General features: G+C 73.2%; 20 protein-coding genes. 17 read left to right on the top strand and 3 right to left on the bottom strand.

Annotated elements, in window-relative coordinates; all coding sequences use genetic code 11:
* Positions 1 to 51 precede the first annotated feature (51 nt).
* The 14 genes from mpaB (at position 52) to ACIP93_RS01930 (ending at position 13,948) form a co-directional block, all read left to right on the top strand.
* Positions 52 to 1,128, top strand: coding sequence for a daptide biosynthesis RiPP recognition protein (gene mpaB, locus ACIP93_RS01995; RefSeq protein WP_401754622.1), 1,077 nt, complete (start codon positions 52 to 54; stop codon positions 1,126 to 1,128).
* Positions 1,125 to 1,973: a daptide-type RiPP biosynthesis methyltransferase gene (gene mpaM / locus ACIP93_RS01990; protein WP_401754619.1), complete on the top strand. Its 849-nt coding sequence runs from the start codon at positions 1,125 to 1,127 to the stop codon at positions 1,971 to 1,973. Before mpaB ends, mpaM begins: the two co-directional genes overlap by 4 nt.
* Complete coding sequence (gene mpaD, locus ACIP93_RS01985) at positions 1,970 to 3,256, top strand: daptide-type RiPP biosynthesis aminotransferase (RefSeq protein ID WP_401754616.1); 1,287 nt, start codon at positions 1,970 to 1,972, stop codon at positions 3,254 to 3,256. The genes mpaM and mpaD overlap by 4 nt, the downstream gene beginning before the upstream one ends.
* Positions 3,257 to 3,274: 18 nt before the next feature.
* Complete coding sequence (gene mpaC, locus ACIP93_RS01980; RefSeq protein WP_401754613.1) at positions 3,275 to 4,486, top strand: daptide-type RiPP biosynthesis dehydogenase; 1,212 nt, start codon at positions 3,275 to 3,277, stop codon at positions 4,484 to 4,486.
* 72 nt (positions 4,487 to 4,558) lie between these two features.
* Positions 4,559 to 4,717: a daptide-type RiPP gene (locus tag ACIP93_RS01975; RefSeq protein ID WP_189822144.1), complete on the top strand. Its 159-nt coding sequence runs from the start codon at positions 4,559 to 4,561 to the stop codon at positions 4,715 to 4,717.
* Between the two features lie 110 nt (positions 4,718 to 4,827).
* Positions 4,828 to 4,986 carry a daptide-type RiPP gene (locus ACIP93_RS01970; RefSeq protein ID WP_345221521.1) on the top strand — a complete coding sequence of 53 codons (159 nt, stop codon included), beginning with the start codon at positions 4,828 to 4,830 and terminating at the stop codon, positions 4,984 to 4,986.
* Positions 4,987 to 5,069: 83 nt separating this feature from the next.
* Positions 5,070 to 5,231, top strand: coding sequence for a daptide-type RiPP (locus ACIP93_RS01965; protein WP_189822142.1), 162 nt, complete (start codon positions 5,070 to 5,072; stop codon positions 5,229 to 5,231).
* Positions 5,232 to 5,428: 197 nt separating this feature from the next.
* Positions 5,429 to 7,078, top strand: a complete 1,650-nt coding sequence (gene mpaP, locus ACIP93_RS01960; RefSeq protein WP_380836744.1) for a daptide biosynthesis intramembrane metalloprotease — start codon at positions 5,429 to 5,431, stop codon at positions 7,076 to 7,078.
* Positions 7,079 to 7,148: 70 nt separating this feature from the next.
* Entirely contained in the window at positions 7,149 to 9,704 is a 2,556-nt protein-coding gene (gene lanKC, locus ACIP93_RS01955; protein ID WP_401754607.1) for a class III lanthionine synthetase LanKC, read from the top strand.
* Complete coding sequence (locus ACIP93_RS01950) at positions 9,701 to 11,008, top strand: YcaO-like family protein (protein ID WP_401754604.1); 1,308 nt, start codon at positions 9,701 to 9,703, stop codon at positions 11,006 to 11,008. The genes lanKC and ACIP93_RS01950 overlap by 4 nt, the downstream gene beginning before the upstream one ends.
* 99 nt (positions 11,009 to 11,107) lie before the next feature.
* Entirely contained in the window at positions 11,108 to 11,992 is an 885-nt protein-coding gene (locus tag ACIP93_RS01945) for an ATP-binding cassette domain-containing protein (RefSeq protein WP_345221532.1), read from the top strand.
* The gene (locus ACIP93_RS01940; protein ID WP_401754600.1) at positions 11,989 to 13,266 is read left to right on the top strand and encodes an ABC transporter permease; all 1,278 of its coding nucleotides are present in this window, start codon (positions 11,989 to 11,991) and stop codon (positions 13,264 to 13,266) included. Before ACIP93_RS01945 ends, ACIP93_RS01940 begins: the two co-directional genes overlap by 4 nt.
* Positions 13,267 to 13,410: 144 nt before the next feature.
* On the top strand, positions 13,411 to 13,593 hold the full coding sequence (locus tag ACIP93_RS01935) for a hypothetical protein (RefSeq protein ID WP_345221537.1): 183 nt from the start codon (positions 13,411 to 13,413) through the stop codon (positions 13,591 to 13,593).
* A 112-nt stretch (positions 13,594 to 13,705) separates the two neighbouring features.
* Entirely contained in the window at positions 13,706 to 13,948 is a 243-nt protein-coding gene (locus ACIP93_RS01930) for a hypothetical protein (protein WP_401754597.1), read from the top strand.
* 132 nt (positions 13,949 to 14,080) lie between these two features.
* Here ACIP93_RS01930 and ACIP93_RS01925 read toward each other — a convergent pair whose 3' ends face one another.
* On the bottom strand, positions 14,081 to 14,656 hold the full coding sequence (locus ACIP93_RS01925; RefSeq protein ID WP_345221541.1) for a TerD family protein: 576 nt from the start codon (positions 14,654 to 14,656) through the stop codon (positions 14,081 to 14,083).
* A 228-nt stretch (positions 14,657 to 14,884) separates the two neighbouring features.
* On the opposite strand from ACIP93_RS01925, the gene arfB reads away from it, so the two are divergent.
* Entirely contained in the window at positions 14,885 to 15,313 is a 429-nt protein-coding gene (gene arfB / locus ACIP93_RS01920) for an alternative ribosome rescue aminoacyl-tRNA hydrolase ArfB (protein WP_345221544.1), read from the top strand.
* Between the two features lie 39 nt (positions 15,314 to 15,352).
* Here the strand turns inward: arfB and ACIP93_RS01915 are convergent, their stop codons facing one another.
* Positions 15,353 to 15,853 (bottom strand): flavin reductase family protein, encoded by a 501-nt coding sequence (locus tag ACIP93_RS01915; RefSeq protein ID WP_380836747.1) that lies wholly within the window; start codon positions 15,851 to 15,853, stop codon positions 15,353 to 15,355.
* Positions 15,854 to 16,275: 422 nt separating this feature from the next.
* Between ACIP93_RS01915 and cdgB the strand changes: the two genes are divergently transcribed.
* Both cdgB and ACIP93_RS01905 read left to right on the top strand, forming a co-directional pair.
* Positions 16,276 to 17,976, top strand: a complete 1,701-nt coding sequence (gene cdgB, locus ACIP93_RS01910; RefSeq protein WP_345221546.1) for a diguanylate cyclase CdgB — start codon at positions 16,276 to 16,278, stop codon at positions 17,974 to 17,976.
* Positions 17,977 to 18,108: 132 nt separating this feature from the next.
* Entirely contained in the window at positions 18,109 to 19,092 is a 984-nt protein-coding gene (locus tag ACIP93_RS01905; protein WP_345221549.1) for a carbohydrate-binding protein, read from the top strand.
* Between the two features lie 67 nt (positions 19,093 to 19,159).
* Here ACIP93_RS01905 and ACIP93_RS01900 read toward each other — a convergent pair whose 3' ends face one another.
* On the bottom strand, positions 19,160 to 20,008 hold the full coding sequence (locus ACIP93_RS01900) for a ketose-bisphosphate aldolase (RefSeq protein WP_401754591.1): 849 nt from the start codon (positions 20,006 to 20,008) through the stop codon (positions 19,160 to 19,162).
* Positions 20,009 to 20,016 lie beyond the last annotated feature (8 nt).

The following is a 20,016-nucleotide window of genomic DNA, read 5'->3' as shown; positions in this document are numbered from 1 at the left end:
ATGCCCCTGGAGGCAGGCGGGAACGTACACCGACGAAGGATGTTCTCTGGCATGGACACGACAGGAGTGGGCTCGACCGGGCCCGGCGCGGCCCCCGCCGGGCCCCGCACCGCGGATCGCAAACGTCTCAAGGACCACCTCATCTCCTGGGCCACCGGCGCCCCCCTCAAGGGCGCCCCGGGACCCGGCGTCCAGACGCTCGTGCTGAGCGACGCCGCCCACGTCCCCGCCGTCGTGGCCGCCGGACTCGTCGGCCCCTCGACCCTGCTGCTGGCCCCCGACGACGGGACCGGCGTCCCCGCCCCCGCCGTGGGGCACGAGGGCAGCCTCACCGAGCCCGGCGACGAGCTCTCCAACGGCCAGGACTTCTTCCTCCAGACGCACTCCTACGCCTCCAGCCCCTACATGACCGTCTTCGGCCCGACCGTCGTACGGCTGACGGACCGCCCCGACTTCGAGGCCTACCTCGCCGACGCCGACCGTGCGCTGACCGACGGCGTCTTCCCCGACTTCCTCCTCACCTCCTCGGTGGTGCTGGCCGACGCCGGAGCCCTCGGCGGCAGCCACCACCCGGCGGACGGCCCCTCCGTACGGCTCTACGCCGACCCGGACGGATACGTCTCCACCACCCCGACCGGCGCGGTCCTCGGCACGGTCGACGACAGCCTCGACACGCTCACCCGGCGCTTCGCCGAACTCGGCCCCGACGAGGCGGCACTGGGCGCGGTGGTCCCGCAGGACATCCGTGACCAGGCCCTGCACAGCCGCCCCTTCCTGCCCCGCTACCTCAAGGCCATCACCGCGATGCGCATCCTGATGGCGCACGGCAGGACCGGGCTCAAGGTCTCGGGTTTCGGCGCACGCCTCACCCCGGAACTGGCCGGCGCCGCCGCCGACCTGGACGACGCCACCCTGCCCCTGGTCGTGTACGGCGGATCCGAGACGTACATGGTGATCAGCGGCCGGCTCTTCGCCGTCCGCCGGGAGACCGCCCGCGCCCTGGAATGCCTCCTGGCCGCCCCCGAGCGCGTCACCGCACTCGTCCCCGCCGCCGAACTCGACGTGCTGGACGAGCTGCTCGCCCAGCACGGCGTACGGCTCAACCCCCTTCAGGCGGTGGCCGCATGAGCACCGCGACCCTCACCCCCGAAGCACCCCTGACCCTCGAAGCGCCCCCGCACACCCACGCCGCCCGACGCGTCGCCGGGCTCGGCGACCGCGTACGGCTCTGCGGTCTGTACGACGCCCTGGGCGCCCCCCTCTACCAGGACCTCGCCACCTACGACGACCCCGAGACCCGGGCCCTGCTGAGCGCCGTGCGCACCGCTCCCGGAGCCGTGCTGGACCTGGCCGCCGGAGCGGGCCGCTTCACCCTCCCGCTGCTGGCCGCGGGACGCGAGGTCACCGCCCTCGACCTGTCCGCCGACATGCTGGCCCTGCTGCACGCCGAGCTCGGCAAGGCCCCCGCCACCATGCGGGACCGCTGCACCGTCGTACGGGCGGACATGTCCGCCTTCGACCTCGGCGGGGTGCGCTTCCCGCACGTCCTGCTCGGCACCACCTCGCTCTCCCTCCTGGACGGGGACGGCCGCAAGGGCCTGTTCCGCAGCGTCCTGGACCACCTGACCGAAGGCGGCCAGTTCCTGCTGACCGTCATGGAACGAGGGGACGCCGAGGGCCCCGCCGAGACCGCCGTACGGGTCGCCGGAGCCAGCGGCACGGTCTACGAGCTGTACGAACACTGGCCGGCCGGCGCCGACAGCCGCGCCGTCACCCTCATCCCCCTGCCCGCCGACGGCGCGCCCGACGACGGCCCCACCACGGTCTGCACCGACCGCGTGGCCATCGTCGACCTGCCCGAACTGGAGGCCGAGCTGACGGCCGCGGGCCTGACCGTCACCGCCCGCCAGCCCCTCACCCCGCCCGGCGAGCGTCACCGCGTGACGCTCCTGACCACGGAAGCCACCCGATGACGACGACAGCGCTCTGGCCCTACCTCGTCCCGCCCTCCGGCCACGGCGACGACAGCATCTGCGCGGTCTCCGCGAGCGGACACCGCGTCACCTTCGCCGACGGCAGCACCCGCCTGGACGCCGACAGCGGCCTGTGGAACGTCAACCTCGGCTACGGAAACGAGCGCATCGCCGAGGCGCTCGCCGAAGCCGCCCGGAACGCCTCCTACCTGGGAGCCTTCCGCTTCGAGAACGTCTACGCCCGCCGGGCGGCCGACGACCTGCTGCGGGTCTCGGGCCCCGACCACTACTCCCGGGTGCTGTTCTCCACCGGCGGCGGTGTCGCCAACGATGCCGTGATGAAGCTGGCCCGCATCTTCCACGCCGCCCAGGGCGTCCCCAACCGCAACCTGATCGTCTCGCTGCGCGGCAGCTTCCACGGCCTGACCTTCGGCGGCTTCGCCCTCACCGGTGAGGACCTCGGACAGCGGGTCTACGGAGTCGACCAGCGCCACATCCGGCACGTCTCACCCAACGACACGGCCGAACTCGGCCGGCTGATGACCTCCCTCGGCCACCGCGTCGCCGCCGTGATCGTGGAACCCGTCGTCGGCACCGGCACCGTCCCCCTCACCGAGGAGTACGTCGCCGAACTGGGCCGACTGCGCGACGACTTCGGCTACCTCCTGGTCGCCGACGAGGTTGCCACCGGCTTCGGCCGCACCGGCCAGTACTTCGCCTCCGAGAGCTGGCCCGGCCGCCCGGACGTCCTGGTGACCTCCAAGGGCCTGACCAACGGGGCCTGCCCGGCAGCCGCACTGGTGATGTCGAAGCGGGTGACCGACGTGCTGGAGGAGACCGACACCACCTTCGCCCACGCCGAGACCCAGGGCGGCACCGCCCTCGTCGGCGCGGCCGTCAGCGCCACCATCGCCGAGATGGAACGCCTCGACGCGGTGGCGGCGGGACGCGACGTCGCCGCCTGGCTCCAGCAGGGGCTCGCCGAACTCGTCGAGCGGCATCCGCTCGCCCACGGCACCACCGGCACCGGCTGCTTCCGCACCCTGCACGTACGGCACGCCGACGGCGGCGAACTGTCCGGCCAGGACGTCGCCACCCTGGTCGCCCGCATCCGCAGCGCCGGCGCCCTGGTCCACCCCGGGCCCTCCGGCATCCAGCTCGTACCCGCCCTCACCTACTCCCGCGACGACGTCGCCGAGCTCCTGACCTGCATCGAAGCGGGGATCGACACCCTGACGCCCGCCACCGCCACCGTCCCTGCCACCGCCACCGCGACCGCCTGAACCGGAAGGAGCCGACAGATGCCCGCCGCACTCGATGCGTACGACCAGATCCCTGGCCTGCTCCGGGATCTGCGCCCCACCGGAGTGACCGTCCTGGCCGACCCGGCCGTGGCGGAGCACACCGTCACCGAGCAGGTCAGGGACCGCCTCACCCGGGCCGGGTTCGCACCGACCCCGGCGTCGACCCCGGCGGACGGCACACTGCCGGCCATCGAGGCCTTCGCAGCGGGGCTGGGAGACGGAGAACTGGTCGTCGGGATCGGCGGGGGCTCCACCCTCGACTTCGCCAAGCTGGCGACCGCGATCAGCCGCAGCCCCGAAACCGTCCGCTACCTCACCGCGGGCCAGCGCAGCGGGCTGGTCGTGCTCCCCGCAGCACTGGGGGAGTACGCGAACCTCCTGGCGGTGCCCACCACCCTGGGCACCGGCACCGAGGCGGGACCCGTCGCCTGCTACCCGTACGACGGCGTCAAACGCATCGCGATGGGCGAGGTCCTCAGGCCGCGCGCCGCCCTCCGGGTGGCCGGGGCGACCGAGACCCTGCCGGGCCGGCTCGTACTGGACGGCGTACTGGAGGCGATCTTCCGGACCGTCATCCCGTACACCAGCGACAGTGTCGACCTGCCCCGACAGGACGCCGCCGTCGAGGAATTGGCAGGTGCGCTGCTGCTGGCCGGTGACGAGATCGCCCGCAGCCTGGCCGCCGGGGAACCGGCGCCCGAGGCCGAGCGGCTGCGCGTCGCCCGGCTCAGCGCGGAGAGCCAGCTCGGCGCCATCAACGTCGGGCGCAGCCCCTACGCGGTGAAGTGCTGGGCGCTGGCGAACGAACTCTCCACCGCGCTCGGCCTGGCCAAGATGCGCGCCGTCGCCGCCCTCTGGCCGCTCGTGTGGCGCAGGGCCCTGGCGGGGGACACCCGCTTCGGCAGCGCCGCCCGCATCCAGCGGCTGTGGGGACGACTCAGGGTGCACGCGCCCTGGTTGGCACCGCACCCGTACGACGGGCTGGAGCAGCTGATGCTGCGCTGGCGGATCGAGCACACCGTGCGCCTCCCCAGGGAGCTGCTGCACACCGTCGCCCTGCGCAGCGTGCGCTTCTGGGGCGCCGGACTTCCCACCCTCGCCGGGTTGAGCGCCGACGACATCGCCGCGCTCCTCGACGAGGCCACCGAGCCGGCCGCCGCCCATGCGGCCGACTCCCACGCACTCCTCCCGGCGGGCCCGAGCGCCTGACCGGGAGGTGAAAACCGCACCACCCGCACCACCCATCCCATCCCTGAAGAAACAGCACAAGAGGAGAACACCATGAGCGACAACATCCAGGCCGTCGAGCAGGAGCTGGAACTCGTCGCCAACGAGCTGGAGATGCAGGAGCTGGAGCCCATCCAGGCCCCGGGCTGGAGCACCAGCATCGGCGTCAGCGTCGGCATCTCGATCGTCTCGGTCGCCGCGTCCCTCACCTGATCGGGCCTGACCTGATCGAACCGGCCGGGGCCCGCCCGACGGCGGGCCCGCCGGATCCGCAGCACCGCACCACCCCTCACTGAACACACCACACACGCAAGGGAATTCACATGAACGAGAACCTGGGCACCGTCGAGAACATCGAGACCAACGACCTCGTCGAGCTGGAGATGCAGGAGCTGGAGGCCCTTGAGGCTCCGGGCTGGGGCACCTTCTCCGTCGCCTTCTCCACCGGTGTCTCGGTCGGCGTCTCCGTCACCCTGACCTGATCCGGGCCGGCAGCAGACCGCTTCACCCTTCATCGCACCACCCCGCACACACCACGCGACACCACACAGAAAAGGGAATTCACATGAGCGAGAACCTGGGCACCGTCGAGAACATCGCCAACAACGAGCTCGTCGAGCTGGAGATGCAGGAGCTGGAGGCCCTTGAGGCCCCGGGTTTCTGGACGGGCGTCTCCACGGGCGTCGCGATCAGCGCCTCGGTCGCCACCTCCATCACGCTCACCTGAGCCGACCGGCTTCGCGTCGACGAGTGAACCGACGCTGAGGGAGACGGAGTTGACCGACTCCCAGCATCACCTCGGCTGCCCGCCCGGGTGACCCCGAGGATCTGCGGTGGGCCGGCCGGCCACGGTTGGCCGGCCCCCCGCAGGGGTGTCGCACCCCAACTCCCCGCCGCTGTTTCGTTCCCGTTAAGGAAACCTCCGTGAGCGCAGTCCTGATTCCACCGCCCCCGACCGGCACCCTCCCCGAAGACCACACCCGGCAACCCCGCCTCGCGCCCAGCGCCGAGGTCCACGCGCCGGTCGACGGGCAGGGCAACTGGGTCCTCCAGCACGGCTCCCGCTACGTGCGGATCAACGAGCGCGTCGCCGAACTCGTCGAGCTGCTCGACGGCGAACGCGACCACGAGGCCCTGGCCGACCGGCTGGGCGCCGGCTGGAACACGGAGCGGGTCGGCAGCGCCGTCTCGCAACTGGACTCCCTCAAGCTGCTGGACGACGGCAAGACCGCGCCGCCCAAGATCGCGCCGCGCTTCCTGATCGTCCCCCCGATGACCTTCCAGCTCACCGTGCTGCGGCCCGGCCGGGCCATGCAGGCCCTGCGTCCCGTGTTCGCCCGCCTGTTCTCCAAGGGCGCCGTGGCGGCCGGGATCCTGTGCGTCGCCCTCGGCGTGGTCGCCCTCGTCGCCCAGCACCAGGCGGTGGCGACGACCCTGAACAGCCCGATGTCCGCCGTCACCTTCGTCGGCGTACTGCTCGCCCTGCTGTTCGGTGTGTCGATCCACGAGCTGGGCCACGCCGCCGTCCTCATCCGGTACGGGGGCAAGCCCTCCCGCATCGGCGTGATGCTCTTCTACCTGATGCCCGCGTTCTTCTGCGACGTGTCGGACGCCTGGCGGCTGCCGGACCGCAAGCAGCGGGTCCACACCGCCCTCGCCGGGCCCGCCGTACAGACCTCGCTCGCCGCGCTCTCGGCCCTGGTGGCCTGGCCGATGGACGACTCGGTCGCCAAGACCTGCCTGCTCTTCTTCGCGATCAGCAGCTACGCGACGGGCCTGCTCAACCTCACCCCGTTCATCAAGCTCGACGGCTACATCGCCCTGATGAGCCACGTCGACACCCCGTACCTGCGGGACCGGTCCATGGCCGACGCCCGGCGCACCCTGGCCCGGCTCCTGTTCGGCGGCACGTACAAGCGGGAACTGCCCACCCGGTGGACGGTCCTCTACGGCCTCGGCTGCCTCGCCTTCCCGCTGTACTTCATCACCACGGCGCTGGGCACCTGGATCGACACCATGCAGCGGGTCGGCTGGCTCGGACTGCTGCTCGCCTCCTCGGTCATCTCCTACGCCCTGTACCTGCTGGGCCGGGGCGGGGTCAGGCTGGCCGCCGAGGTCAAGGCGGCGGGCGTCAGCCGGGTGCGGGCGTGGACGGTCGGCGCCGCGCTGGCGGCCGCCGGGACCGGCGCACTGTTCCTGCCGGTCCAGCAGACCCTGGCCGCGGCCTACGTCACCGACGCCGCCGGCACCCGGGTGGTGCTGCCGCAGGGCAGCGCCGACCAGCTCGTGCACGAGGGCGCGCGGGTGAGCCTGCGGACCAACGGTCTGATCATGAACGACTCCGTCGCCACCACCCGGATCGGCGCGGCCCCCGCGCAGCCGGCCGACGTCTCGGTCTCCGCCTTCTTCCCCATCGACATGGGCGACGCGGTCGGCATGCCCGCCACCGCCTTCGCACTCGACCTGGACCGGGCTCCCTCGCCGGCCAACGGCACCGCCGAGGTCTCGGTGGGCGAGGTCCCGCTGTGGAAGTCGCTGTACCGCACCTACGTACTGCCCTTCCTGCCCCACTGACCCGCCCCGCACTTCCCACCCGGCCCGCCCTCACGACGACTGGCCTGCCCTTCGACCACTGGAGAACACCGTGCTCGACACCCGGTTCATCGACTTCATCCGAGCGGATTCACTCTTCTACGACGCCCCGGCCACCGAATCCGTCGGGGAGGACTTCCACGAGGGACGCACCCTCCCCGAGGGCTGGACCACCGTCCGGGGCCGCGAGTGGACCGTCTGCACCCCGCCGGAGAACCGCATCCCGGACCAGGGCTGGAAGATCCACGTCGCCGCCTCGCCCGGCAACGCCGCGGAACTCCTGGACGCGGTCGCCCCGTACTGCGTCGAGCACGGGCTCATGTACAAGTACATCTCCGACCTGGAGACCCTCGGCCGCCGGGGCAGCAAGTACGGCGACCGCAGCGCCAGCGGGAAGTTCATCACCCTCTACCCGGTCGACGAGGCCGAGCTGAAGCGGACGCTGGACGACCTGGACGCCCTGGTCGGCGGGACCCCCGCTCCGTCCATCCTCAGCGACCTGCGCTGGAAGCAGGGCCCGCTGTACGTCCGCTACGGCGGCTTCGTCCTGAAGACGGCCCGTCTCAAGGACGGCACCCTCACCCCCGCGATCACCACCCCGGACGGCGAACTCGTCCCCGACCAGCGGCGGCCCGGCTTCCACACCCCCGACTGGGTGACCCTGCCGCCGTTCCTGGCCGAGGCCCTGGCCGAGCGGCGCGGACGCACCCTCGAAGACTTCCCCTTCCGCGTCTACAAGGCCCTGCACTTCTCCAACGGCGGCGGCGTCTACCGCGCCGTCGACAAGCGCGACGGCAACGAGGTCCTCCTCAAGGAGGCCCGCCCGCTCGCCGGCCTCGACGCCGCGGGCGACGACGCGGTCACCCGCCTGGAGCGCGAGCACTGGGCGCTGTCCCTGCTCGCCGGACTGCCCTCGGTGCCCGCCCTGGTGGACGAGCGCAAGGGGCACGAGCACTACTTCCTGGCCCGCGAGTACGTCGACGGCACGCCGCTGACCGAACTGGTCCACCACCGGCACCCGCACGGCTCCGCCGGCAACACCGCCCGCACCCGCGTCGAGTACACCGAGTGGGCGCTCGACATCCTCGACCAGGTCGCCGAGGGCATCGCCGCCATGCACGAGCGGGGCGTCGTCTTCGGCGACCTGCACCCGGGCAACATCCTGGTCGGCGCGGACGACAAGGTCGCCTTCATCGACCTGGAGACCGCCAGCCCCGTCGAGGAGATGCGCCCGCAGGCCATGGGCTCGCTGGGCTTCCGGGCCCCCGGCCACCTCAGGGGCCCGGACGTCGACCTCTTCGCCCTCGACGTGCTGCGGCTGACCCTGTTCGTACCGATGCCGCACGTGGTGCCGTGGGGCACCGCCAAGATCCGCACCCTGCTGGACGCGGCCGTACGGGACTTCCCGCTGCCGCAGGAGTTCGTCGACCAGGTCGAGCGGGGCCTGGGCCCCGACGTCCTGGGCGCGCACACCGACTACGAGGTCCGCTGGCCGGTCGGCGGCGAACAGGGCGACACCCTGGCCGCCTCGCTCGCCGCGTCCATCGTCGAGGCCGCCACCCCGGAGCGCACCGACCGCCTCTACCCGGGCGACGTCATGCAGTTCATCGCCGCCGACGGGGGAGTCACCTTCGCCCACGGCGCGGCGGGCGTGCTGTGGGCGCTGCACCGGGCCGGCCACGACGCCCCCGCCGAGCACGTGCAGTGGCTGCTCGACCAGGCGGCCCAGGTCTCCGGCGAAGGACCGGGTTTCTTCACCGGGCTCGCCGGAATCGCCTTCACCCTCCAGGAGCTGGGTCACCACGCGGCCGCCGACGAGGTCCTGGACCGGGCCTTCGCCGCCTGCGACCCCAACGTCGGCTCCACCCTGGCCACCGGCATCTCCGGGCTCGGCCTCACCGCCCTGCACCTCGCCGCCGAACGCGGTGACGACCGCCGCCTCGCCCAGGCGCTGGAGCTCGCCGCACGGCTGCCCGACACCTCGGTCCCGCAGCGCTTCGGGCTGCTGCACGGCCGCTGCGGGCGGGCGCTGTTCCTGCTGCGGCTGTACGAACACACCGGCGACGAGGCCCTGTTGGCGCAGGCCGTGGCCGAACTCCACGCCGACCTCGACATCATCGAGGGCCCCACCTTCGAGGACCGCTTCCTGACCCCCGGCCTCGAAGGCTCGGCGGGCATCGTGCTCACCCTGCGCGCCCTGCTCCCGCACACCCCCGACGACACCCGGCTGCACGCCGCGCTGGAGCGCCTGGTCGCGCTGCCGCACGGCGGCTTCGCCCTCTCCTGCGGTCTCCTCTACGGCCGGGCGGGCGAGATCCTGGTCCTCGCGGACGCCGCCGACGCGCAGGACGAGGCCCAGCGCCGGGTGCTGCGCGCCCACCTCGACGCCCTCGGCTGGGAGGCGCTGGCCGCCGAACCGGGCCGCGTCGACTTCCTCGGCAACCACGGCTACCGGCTCTCCACGGACCTCGGCACCGGCTCGGCGGGCGTCCTGGTGACGCTGGCGGCACTGCGGGACGGAGCTCCGGCACTGCCGTTCCTGGCGCCGGGGGTGCGGGCGGCCGGTGCCGCCGCCCAGGCCGCGACCTCCGCCGAGGTGACCCCGTGATCGACATCCCGGCCACCCTCGCCCCCGCCGCGGGCGTCGCCCTGCGCCACTCGGTGGCCCCGCCCCGCGCGGACGAGCCGCTGTGGAGCAGCGCGGTCGAACTCCAGCCCGTCGGCAGCCTGAAGGGCCTCGAAGGCTTCCAGGGGTACGAGGACGGCTCGGGCCCGGACAACGCCGGCGGCGCGGACCTCCCGCCCTCCGCCCGCTTCGCCGGAGCCAGCGGCGCCACCCGCAACGACGCCCTGCTGCGCGGCACGGGCGAGGCCGTCGAGCGCCGCGCCCTGCACCCCTCGGCCGCCCACCGGGCCCGTTTCGGCGCCGCCGCCGAACTGGACCGCGTCACCCTGCACGCGTACCACCCGGGCCACGCCCTGGCCCACCCGGACGCCGCCGCGGCCGCCATGCCCTGGTACGAGGCGAAGGACGCGGCCACCGGAGCACCGGTGCTGGTCCCCGCCGACTGCGTCGACTGGCCCGCCCGCTCCACCTCGGCCGCGCTCTTCGACCCGAGCCCGTCCGGGGCGGCGGCCGGCCGCACCTACGAGTCCGCGCTCGGCGCGGCGATGGTCGAGGTCGTCGAGCGCGACGCCTTCACCGTCGCCTGGGGCCGCCAACTGCGTCTTCCGACGTACGTGCCGTCGCCCGCCGACACCGCCCTCGAAGCCGTCTGGCAGCGGGCCGGGGCCGAGGGGACCGTCCCCTTCCTGGCCCGCATCCCCACCGCGGTGCCCCACCTCTGGTGCATGGCGGCCTGCTTGATCGACCCGGAGGCCCCGGGGGCGCTCGCCTCCGTGGGCATGAAGGCCACGACCGATCCGGCCGAGGCGGCGGTGAAGGCCTTCCAGGAGGCGTGGCAGGTGCGCACCGCGCTGCGGGCACTGCACCGGCAGGAGGGCGACGCCGGTCCCGTCGCCACGGTGGTGACGGAGCACGACCGGCTGGCGTACATGCTGACCCCGGCCGCGTACGAGTCCGTACGCGACTGGGTGGACGGCTTCCGGGCGCCGCGGCCCCTGCCGTCGGCTCCCGCCGCGGAGCTGCCGGTCGAGGAGCTCACCCGGGCCCTGGCCGCCGACGGCGCCGCCCCCCTCGCCGTCGACCTCACCCGCCGGCTCTCCCCGGCCGTCGCCGCGATGGGCTGGCACGTCGTCAAGGTGCTGGCCCCCGGCTACCAGAACCTCCGGATGGACGAGACCCAGGACTGGAGCTGGCACCGGCCCCGGCTGGCGTCGGCGGTCGCCCGCACCGGCTGCGCGGCCCGCGTGGACGACCCACGGGACACGGCCCCCCACCCCCTGCCCTGACGGGCCACCAGAAGGCCCCCGCCCTGACGGGCCACCGGAAGGCCCCGGCTCGCGCGAGCCCCACGAACGTCGAGAGACCGAGCTGAGAGAGATGCACAGATGTTGGAACTGAAGGAACTTGTACGGGACTTCGACAGCAACCGCGCCGTCGACCACGTGTCCTTCCGGGTCCGCGGCGGCCGGCTGACCGGGTTCGTCGGCGGCAACGGCGCGGGCAAGACCACCACCATGCGCATGATCATGGGGGTGCTCGCCAGGACCGACGGGGAGATCCACTGGGACGCCCGGCCCGTGACGGCCGCCGACCGCCGGGACTTCGGCTACATGCCGGAGGAGCGCGGCCTCTACCCCAAGCAGTCCGTCCTCAGCCAGCTCGTCTACCTCGCCAGACTGCGCGGCCAGGACGCCGCCCCGGCCCGCGCCCAGATGCTCGAACTCCTCGAACGCCTCGGGCTCGCCGAGAAGAGCCAGGCCAAGCTGGAGTCCCTCTCCCTCGGCAACCAGCAGCGCGTGCAGATCGCCGCCGCCCTGCTCGGCAGCCCCAAGCTCCTCGTCCTCGACGAGCCCTTCTCCGGCCTCGACCCGCACGCGGTCGACACGATGGCCGAACTGCTGCGGGAGTATGCCGACGCCGGCGTTCCGGTGCTCTTCTCCTCGCACCAGCTCGACCTGGTCGAGCGCCTCTGCGACGACCTGGTGATCATGACCCGCGGCCGGGTCGTCGGCCAGGGCACCGCCGACGAACTGCGCCACCGCGAGCGGCCCCGCTTCCACCTGGTCACGGGCTCCCCGGCGGGCTGGGCCCGCGCCCTGCCCGACGTCACGGACCTCGAAGAGCTCCCCGACGGCGCACGCGTCGAACTCCGCCCCGACACCGACCCGGGCCTGCTCCTCGCCGAAGCCCTGCGCAGGGGCCCCGTGCACGCCCTGACCCCCCTCGTCCCCAGCATCGCCGACATCTACCGGGAGATGACCGCCGCATGAGCGCCACGACCCACGCCCCCGACACCGAGACGCGGACCACGACGGCGCCCACCGCACCCGCGTCCCCCTCCGGCGACCGCCGGCCCCCCGCGCGTACGGCCACCCGGAGCGCGGCACCGTGGCGGATCGTCGCCGCCCGCGAGATCCAGGTGAAGCTGACCAACCGGGGCTTCCTCGTCTCGACCTTCGTCACCCTCGCCCTGATCGTGGGCGCGATCGGCCTCCAGCTCTTCCTCGCCGACTCGATGGGGAAGATCACCGTCGCGGTCGTCGACCAGAGGAGCGGCCAGGTCGCCGCGCTGGGCGAGAAGCTGGCCCGGCAGTCCGACCAGGACGTCACCCTCTCCGTACGGCAGGAGTCCTCCGCCGACGCGGTGCGCGAGACCGTGCGGTCCGGGGAGGCCGAGGCCGGCCTGCTGTACGAGAACGGCCGCTGGACCCTGCTCGGCGACACCGGCCAGAACGACGTGGCCGCCACCTGGATCGGCGCCGCCGTCCAGCAGTCCGCCCTCGCCGCCAACGCGCAGGACGCGGGCACCAGCGTGGCGGCCCTGAGCAAGGGCGCCCAGCTGCACCACACCGTCCTCTCCACCGACAAGGCCCCCGAGGGCGCGGTCAAGATGACGGCGTACTTCTTCGGCTTCCTCTTCTACCTCGCCTCCGTCCTCCTCGGCTCCGCGCTGGCCACCAGCGTCGTGGAGGAGAAGCAGAACCGCATCGTCGAACTCATCGCCTCCTCGGTCCCGTTGCGCGCGCTCCTGGTCGGCAAGATCGTCGGTTCCACCCTGCTGGCGCTCGCCCAGATGACGCTGTTCTGCGCGGTGGGCGCGGTCGGGCTGCTGGCCACGGGGGAGACGGCGATCCTCACCGACGTCGTCGGCGGCATGGGCTGGTTCCTGGTCTTCTACGTCGTCGGCATCGCCGTCCTGGCCTGCCTGTACGCGGCCGCCGGTGCGCTCGCCACCCGCAGCGAGGACGTCCAGGCGACCACGACGCCGGTCAACGCGATCACCGCGGTCGTCTTCATCGTCGGCATCGCCGCCTCGGGAGGCATGCGCGAGATCCTCTCCTTCATCCCGCTGACCTCGACGGTCACCATGCCGGCCCGCGTCCTGGCGGGCGAGGTCACCTGGTGGGAGCCCGCGGTCGCGCTGGCCCTGTCGCTCGCCGCGGCGGCGGCCGTCGTCACCCTCAGCAGCCGGGTCTACCGCCGGGCGCTCCTCCAGACGGACCGCAAGCTCTCGTTCGGCCAGGCCCTGAAGCTGGGCGACTGACCTCCTCCCCGCAGCCGCGCGGATCCACCGGCCCACCGCCCCACCGACCCACCGACCCACCGGCTCACGGACCCACCGACTCACCGGCCGCCGACCTGGCCGGTGCCGCAAGAAGCGAACCCCCCACCGAAAGGAACCCCCACCATGACCCCCACCTCCCGTACCCGCGCCCCCTACGCCGCCCTGCTCGCCGCGCTCGCCTGCGCGGAGGTCGCGGTGCTCGCCAGCGGCGCGACCGAAGCCGTCCGCTACGGAGTCGGCGCGGTGGTCGCGCTCGCGATCGTGGCCCTGGTGGCCCGCTTCCCCAGGACCGGCGACTCCCGCTGACCACGCCGCGACCGGGTCCGGCGCCGGAACCGCCCCCGCGGCGGTCGGCGCCGGACCGGCGCGTGCGCCCCGCACCACCTCGTCCCGCCCTCTCGCCCTGCCGGAGCAGTTCATGAACACGTCGCACCAGGTATTGATCACCGGCCCCGCCGGGGCGCCGCCGGAGACCGCGGCGATCCGCTTCATGGCGCTCGTCCCGGCCGACTGGCGCGCCGAGCCGGTGGAGTTCCTCGCCAACGGCGCGCGTCTGCGGCTCACCGCCCCGACCCCGACCACGGCGGCCGAGTTCACCCGCACGGCCACCGGCATCCTGTCCCAGCCGGGCCTGCGGGACTGGTCGCTGGCGGAGGGCTGAACCGGGCCCCGGCCCCGGCGGGCAACGGCCGAGGGCCCCGACCGCCGTCCCGCCGAAGCGGTTCGGTGGCCGAGGCCCTCGGGAGCAGCGGGCGCGGGCCGGCCGGCCCGCACCCGTACTCGTACAACTGGATCAGACGCTGACGCCGAAGTCCTGGGCGATGCCCGACAGGCCCGAGGCGTAGCCCTGGCCGACCGCGCGGAACTTCCACTCGGCGCCGTTGCGGTACAGCTCGCCGAAGACCATGGCGGTCTCGGTGGCGGCGTCCTCGCTCAGGTCGTAGCGGGCGATCTCGGCGCCGCCGGCCTGGTTCACGATGCGGATGTACGCGTTGCGGACCTGGCCGAAGTTCTGCGAGCGGGACTCCGCGTCGTAGATCGAGACCGGGAAGACGATCTTGTCGACGTCGGCGGGCAGGCCGGCCAGGTTGACGTTGATCTGCTCGTCGTCGCCCTCGCCCTCGCCGGAGCGGTTGTCACCCGTGTGCACGATGGTCTGGTCCGGCGTCGCCTTGTTGTTGAAGAAGACGAAGTGACCGTCCGAGTAGACCTTGCCCGCGCCGTTCACCGCGATGGCCGAGGCGTCGAGGTCGAACTCCGTGCCCGTCGTCGTACGGACGTCCCAACCGAGGCCGACCGTGACGGCGGTCAGGCCCGGGGCCTCCTTGGAGAGCGAAACGTTGCCACCCTTGCTGAGGCTGACTGCCATGGGATGTCCCTTTCCTCGTGCGTCATGTGCGGGCTCCGGTACGAGTCCCGAAGCTACCGTCACCCATCTAACGCGGCCAAGGTCCCCATAAGTTCCAGCCGGGCGGCGTTGTCTTTACTTTCTTTACGCGGCTGACCGTACGGCCGGCCGCGCGGCTGCCCGCGCGTCCGTCCGGCCGGCCCGGAAAACGGTGTGACGGAACGGGTCCGGAGCAGGGACTATGGACGCATGTCCGGGCCCTACATCATCCGTGGCTCCGTCTCCCTCCCGGAGGCCGAGCTCATGTGGCGTTTCTCCCGGTCCTCGGGGCCCGGCGGACAGCACGTCAACACGTCCGACACGCGCGTCGAGCTGCGCTTCGACCTCGCGCGGACCGAGGCGCTGCCCGAGGTGTGGAAGGCGCGCGCCCTGGAGCGGCTGGCCGGGCGGCTGGTCGACGGGGTCGTCTCGGTGCACGCCGCCGAGCACCGCTCGCAGTGGCGCAACCGGGAGACCGCCGCCGTCCGCCTCGCCTCGCTGCTCGCGGAGGCGTCCGCCCCGCCGCCCAAGCCGCGCCGCGCGACGAAGATCCCCCGCGGCATCAACGAACGCCGCCTGCGGGAGAAGAAGCAGCGGAGCCAGACCAAGGGCGGCCGCTCCGGGCGGGGCTGGGAGTAACCCCCTCGGGCCCGCTCGGGCGAGGCGGGGAGCCCCGCCTCACGCGAGCTGCCGGTACCTGCCCCGGAAGTACGTCAGCGGGCCGCCCTCCGCGCTCGGCAGGTCCACGGCCAGCACGCGGCCGATGACCAGCGTGTGGTCGCCCGCCGCCACCCGCTGCTCGGTGCGGCACTCCACCACCGCCAGCGAGCCCCCCACCAGCGGCGCCCCCGACACCTCGCCGCGCTTCCACGGGATGTCCTCGAAGAGCAGGCGGTCGCTCAGGCGGCCCTTCATGGCGAACCGGCCCGCGATGTGCCGCTGGCTCTCGGAGAGCAGGGACACCGCCCACAGGGGCTGCTCCGCCAGCAGGTCGTCCATCCGGGAGCCGTCGCGCAGGCTGACCATCACCAGCGGCGGCTCCAGCGACACCGACATGAAGGCCGTCGCCGTCATCCCGACGTCCTCGCCGCGCGGACCGCCGTCCTCGTCGTGGGCCGTCACCAGCGTCACGCCCGCCGTGAGGCGGGACATCGCGGCACGGAACTCGTCATCGCTCACCCCCTCAGGATGGGGGATCGCCGTCGGGCGGGGCGAAGGAAGGGCGGTCCGGGGGCCGGGCGGGGTGGTCTCAGTCGTCTGCAGCACCTGACCGACGCTAGGCGGGGGCCATGTCCGGGCACATCGGGCACAGGGACCAGACAGGACCTAGGTCCCCCGGCCGGGCGGGCCTCGTCCGGCCCCGGACCGTCCTCCGTTCGCCGCCCGTTTTCGGCCACACGGGTGCTCTCAGCAGCGCGGGAGCGCTCCCACCTGCGAAACATCAACTTCCGGTACGCTCTTGTGACTTGAGTCACAGAGCGAAGTAATTGTTGACCCTGTGTACCGGGAGGGCAGCGCGCTGTGATTCAGTGGCGGTGGCAATCGGACGATGAGAAGCCTGGAGTTGCTGTCGTTGCTGTCGAGGTCTCGGGGAGCGGGTCATGGAGGCCGAGTCGGAGCCGTACGTCCGTCTTGCGACCCTGCGGCAACTGCACCGGGTGGTCGCTGACCTCAACACCGCACGCAGTCTGTCCGACACCGTGCAGGCCGTCGCCGACGGCATCGTCGCCGGTCTCGGGTACGAACTGGCGTGCGTGAACCTCGTACGCCCCGACGGCGACCTGGTCGTCGCCGCGTTCGCGGGGAACACCGCCGCGGAGGCCCTGATCACCGGGCGCGTCGGATCGCGCGGCTCCTGGGAGCGGCGGCTGACCATGGGCGAGCGGTGGGGCGCGCTCCACTTCATTCCGCACCACGAGGGCTGGGTGCTGGTGGAGGACGACGTCCCGCAGTGGCACACGGAGGGCCCCGATCCGCGGTTCGCCGACGAGTGGCACCCCGGCGACCGGCTGTACGCGCCCATGTACGCGGCCGGCGGCGAGGGCGAGCTGATCGGCGTGATCTCCGTGGACCGGCCGCGCGGCGGGCGGCGGCCCGGCGCGTGGGCGCAGGAAGCGCTCACGATGTACGCCTCCCAGGCCGCCATCGCCATCACCAACGCCCGGCTCCGCTCGAACATGCAGCGCGCCCTGGTCCGCCTGGAGCGCGAGCAGCAGGCCCTGCGCGCCAGTGAGGAATCCTTCCGTCAGGCCTTCGAGTACGCGCCCAGCGGCATGGCCATCGCCGAGATGGGCGGCGACCAGCACGGCCGGCTGCTGCGCACCAACGACGCGCTGTGCCGGCTGCTGGGCCGCCCCGCCTCCGCCATGCGCCGCTACTCCTTCGCCGACCTCGTCCACCACGAGGACGTGGGGACCCTGCTGCGCACGTCGGCGGAGGGCGGCCGCGCCGAACTGCGCCTCCAGCGCCGCGACGGCAGCTTCGTCTGGGTCAGCCTGCGCAACTCCGTCGTCGCCGACACCGCCGACGGCCCCCGGTTCCTGCTCACCCACGTCGAGGACATCGAGGAGCGCAAGCGCCACGAGCTGCACCTCGCGCACCGCGCCTCGCACGACTCCCTGACCGGCCTGCCCAACAGCGCCGAGCTGCGGGCCCGCCTCTCCGCCCGGCTGTGCCGCCGGCCGCACGCCGTACGCGCGACGGCGGTGGAGGCACTGGACGCCGCGTACGAGGGCGCGTACGACCGGGGCCTGACGTACGACGACGGCGTCGTGGCGTACGACGACGGCTTCTACGGCGATCCGATGGGCGAGGGCGACCCCGGCTTCTACGATCACCACGTGCACACGGTCGCGCCGCAGGAGGGCGCGGGGGAGGGCGTTCCCGGCCACCCCGACGACAGTGCGAAGGGGCTCGCGGTCCTCTTCTGCGACCTGGACGGTTTCAAGTCCATCAACGACCGCTTCGGGCACCAGGCCGGTGATGCGGTCCTGATCGAAGTGGCACGACGGCTGACCACCTGCGTCCGGGACGGCGACACCGTCGCGCGGCTGGGCGGTGACGAGTTCGTAGTCCTCGCGGACGGGCTCGGGAGCGCGGACGCCGCCGATCTCGCGGTGCGGCTGCGCAACGCGATCATCCCGCCGATCCGGGTGGACGGGCGCGCGGTCCGCGTCGGCGCCAGCTTCGGCATCGGGTGGGCGGAGTGCGGGATGACGGTGGAGGAGGTCCTCCAGTCCGCCGACCAGCGCATGTACATCGAGAAGCGGTCGAGGTCGAAGGTCCACCGCAGGGCGGGGTAGCCGCGCGCGCGTTCCTGCCCGCTCCGCCCGGCGCGCATGCCGTGGTCCACGCCCCGGGGGGCGTTCGCCCGCACCAGGTAGGCTCGCCCGGTCGGCGACGCTGGCGGGAACACGGTGAGGAGTGACGCTGGGATGACTGCCGGGAACAACGGCACGGGCACGACCGAGGACGACGATCCGTTCGGCTACCTCTACGAGGACGGACGTGCGGCGGGCGCTCAGCCGCCGAGCTCGGGCGGCGGCTACGGCTACCCGGGGTCCACCTCGCAGCGCGGGGTGCCCAGAACGTCGTACAACCAGGTCCGGGCGGTCGGCGAGCGCCAGTACGGGCAGCAGGCGACGCAGGGCGGCCAGCAGGCCACCCAGGCCTTCCCGCAGCAGGGACAGCAGCCGTACGGGCAGCCCAACGCCCACTACGCGGCCCCCGAGACGCAGCCGGGCGGGGCCCCCGCCGGTCCGGCTCCGTACCAGGGCGGGACGCGCGGCGGCGGCCGCGGCCGCGGGCCCAACACCAAGGGGCTGCTGATCGGCGCGATCGCGGTGGTCGCGGCCGTGGTGATCGGCATCGGCGTCGCGCTGGTCAACGGCGACGACGACAAGAAGGACCAGGCCGCCGACAAGGGCGGCACGACGACGGGCCAGGAGCAGAAGCCGTCACCGACGGCCGAGCCGACCGAGGGCGAGAAGCCGCCGGCGGAACTGCCGAAGTCGGACGCGGCGATGATGCAGCTCTCGACGGGGCTGAGCGCGGTGAAGGAGGTGCCGGGGGCGAAGTCGGAGTCCGGGACGTACGTGCCGCTGGGCGCCCCGAACTCGTCGGCGACGTGGACGGTGAAGGTGCCGTCGGCCGGCAAGTACACGCTGTCCGTCAACTACGGCATTCCGGGCCAGGACGCCAAGGCGGACCTCACGGTCAACGGCAAGCCGCACGGCACCGGCGTCAACATGAAGAACTTCGGGGGCACGCCGGCCGGGGACTGGGCGAAGGGCTGGCAGAGCACCTACTCCTTCGTGAACCTCAAGGAGGGCGACAACACCTTCGTGATCGCCTGTCCGGCGGGCTGTCAGGCGAACCTGGCGAGCGTCTCGCTGGAGCAGGGGCACAAGGGGAGCTGACGCCTCCGGGCCGGGGCCCCCGCCGGAACACCTGTTCCGGCGGGGGCCCTTCGCGTGCCCGTGCCCGTCACCCGACCGTCCGCAGGAAGTGCGCCACCGTCGCCGCCATCGCGTCGCGCCCCGGGGCGAGGTACTTGCGCGGGTCGACGGCGGCGGGGTGCGCGTCGAGGTACTCGCGCACGGCGCCGGAGAAGGCGGTGTTGAGGGCCGTACCGACGTTGATCTTGACCATGCCGGCGGCGACCGCGCGGCGGATCTCCTCGTCCGGGACGCCGGAGGAGCCGTGCAGGACGAGCGGGACCGGGACGGCGGCGCGGAGTTCGGCGATCAGGGCGTGGTCGAGGCGGGCGGTGCGCTCGGTCATGGCGTGCGAGGAGCCGACCGCGACGGCGAGGGCGTCGACGCCGGTGTCCGCGACGTAAGCGGCGGCCTCCCGGGGATCGGTCCTCACCCCGGGGGCGTGCGCGTCGAGCGGGGCCTCGCCGTCCTTGCCGCCGACCCTGCCGAGTTCGGCCTCGACCCAGATGCCGCGCTGGTGCCCCCAGCGGACGGCCTCGGCGGTCGCCCCGACATTCTCCTCGTACGTCATCTTCGACGCGTCGAACATCACGGAGCTGAAACCGGCCTCGTGGGCGGCGTGCAGGAGCCCGACGGAGACGACGTGGTCGAGGTGGAGGGAGAGCGGGGCGGAGGAGGCGCGGGCGACGGCGGCGGCCGCGGCGGCGACGGCGAGGACGTTGCCGCCGTGGAACGTGACGGCGTTCTCGGAGACCTGGAGCACGGCGGGGGCGCCGGCCTCCTCCGCGCCGGCCGCGGTCGCTTCGGCGTGCTCCAGGGTGATGACGTTGAAGGCGGCCAGGGCGTGGCCTTCGGCGGTGGCGGCGGTGATGAGCTCACCGGTGCTGACGAGCGGCATACGGGCTT

The organism is Streptomyces sp. NPDC088745 (assembly GCF_044751045.1).
Classification (GTDB): Bacteria; Actinomycetota; Actinomycetes; order Streptomycetales; family Streptomycetaceae; genus Streptomyces; species Streptomyces cremeus.
This window is presented reverse-complemented; position numbering and strand designations above follow the sequence as displayed.

Bases quoted from the DNA above. Each gene is read 5' to 3' on its own strand.
- ACIP93_RS01935 (WP_345221537.1), top strand. From the start codon at position 13,411: ATGACCCCCACCTCCCGTACCCGCGCCCCCTACGCCGCCCTGCTCGCC.
- cdgB (WP_345221546.1), top strand. From the start codon at position 16,276: ATGGAGGCCGAGTCGGAGCCGTACGTCCGTCTTGCGACCCTGCGGCAA.
- ACIP93_RS01945 (WP_345221532.1), top strand. From the start codon at position 11,108: ATGTTGGAACTGAAGGAACTTGTACGGGACTTCGACAGCAACCGCGCC.
- arfB (WP_345221544.1), top strand. From the start codon at position 14,885: ATGTCCGGGCCCTACATCATCCGTGGCTCCGTCTCCCTCCCGGAGGCC.
- ACIP93_RS01930 (WP_401754597.1), top strand. From the start codon at position 13,706: ATGAACACGTCGCACCAGGTATTGATCACCGGCCCCGCCGGGGCGCCG.
- ACIP93_RS01925 (WP_345221541.1), bottom strand. From the start codon at position 14,656: ATGGCAGTCAGCCTCAGCAAGGGTGGCAACGTTTCGCTCTCCAAGGAG.
- ACIP93_RS01940 (WP_401754600.1), top strand. From the start codon at position 11,989: ATGAGCGCCACGACCCACGCCCCCGACACCGAGACGCGGACCACGACG.
- mpaD (WP_401754616.1), top strand. From the start codon at position 1,970: ATGACGACGACAGCGCTCTGGCCCTACCTCGTCCCGCCCTCCGGCCAC.
- ACIP93_RS01975 (WP_189822144.1), top strand. From the start codon at position 4,559: ATGAGCGACAACATCCAGGCCGTCGAGCAGGAGCTGGAACTCGTCGCC.
- ACIP93_RS01970 (WP_345221521.1), top strand. From the start codon at position 4,828: ATGAACGAGAACCTGGGCACCGTCGAGAACATCGAGACCAACGACCTC.
- mpaC (WP_401754613.1), top strand. From the start codon at position 3,275: ATGCCCGCCGCACTCGATGCGTACGACCAGATCCCTGGCCTGCTCCGG.
- ACIP93_RS01905 (WP_345221549.1), top strand. From the start codon at position 18,109: ATGACTGCCGGGAACAACGGCACGGGCACGACCGAGGACGACGATCCG.
- ACIP93_RS01965 (WP_189822142.1), top strand. From the start codon at position 5,070: ATGAGCGAGAACCTGGGCACCGTCGAGAACATCGCCAACAACGAGCTC.
- mpaM (WP_401754619.1), top strand. From the start codon at position 1,125: ATGAGCACCGCGACCCTCACCCCCGAAGCACCCCTGACCCTCGAAGCG.
- ACIP93_RS01900 (WP_401754591.1), bottom strand. From the start codon at position 20,008: ATGCCGCTCGTCAGCACCGGTGAGCTCATCACCGCCGCCACCGCCGAA.
- mpaB (WP_401754622.1), top strand. From the start codon at position 52: ATGGACACGACAGGAGTGGGCTCGACCGGGCCCGGCGCGGCCCCCGCC.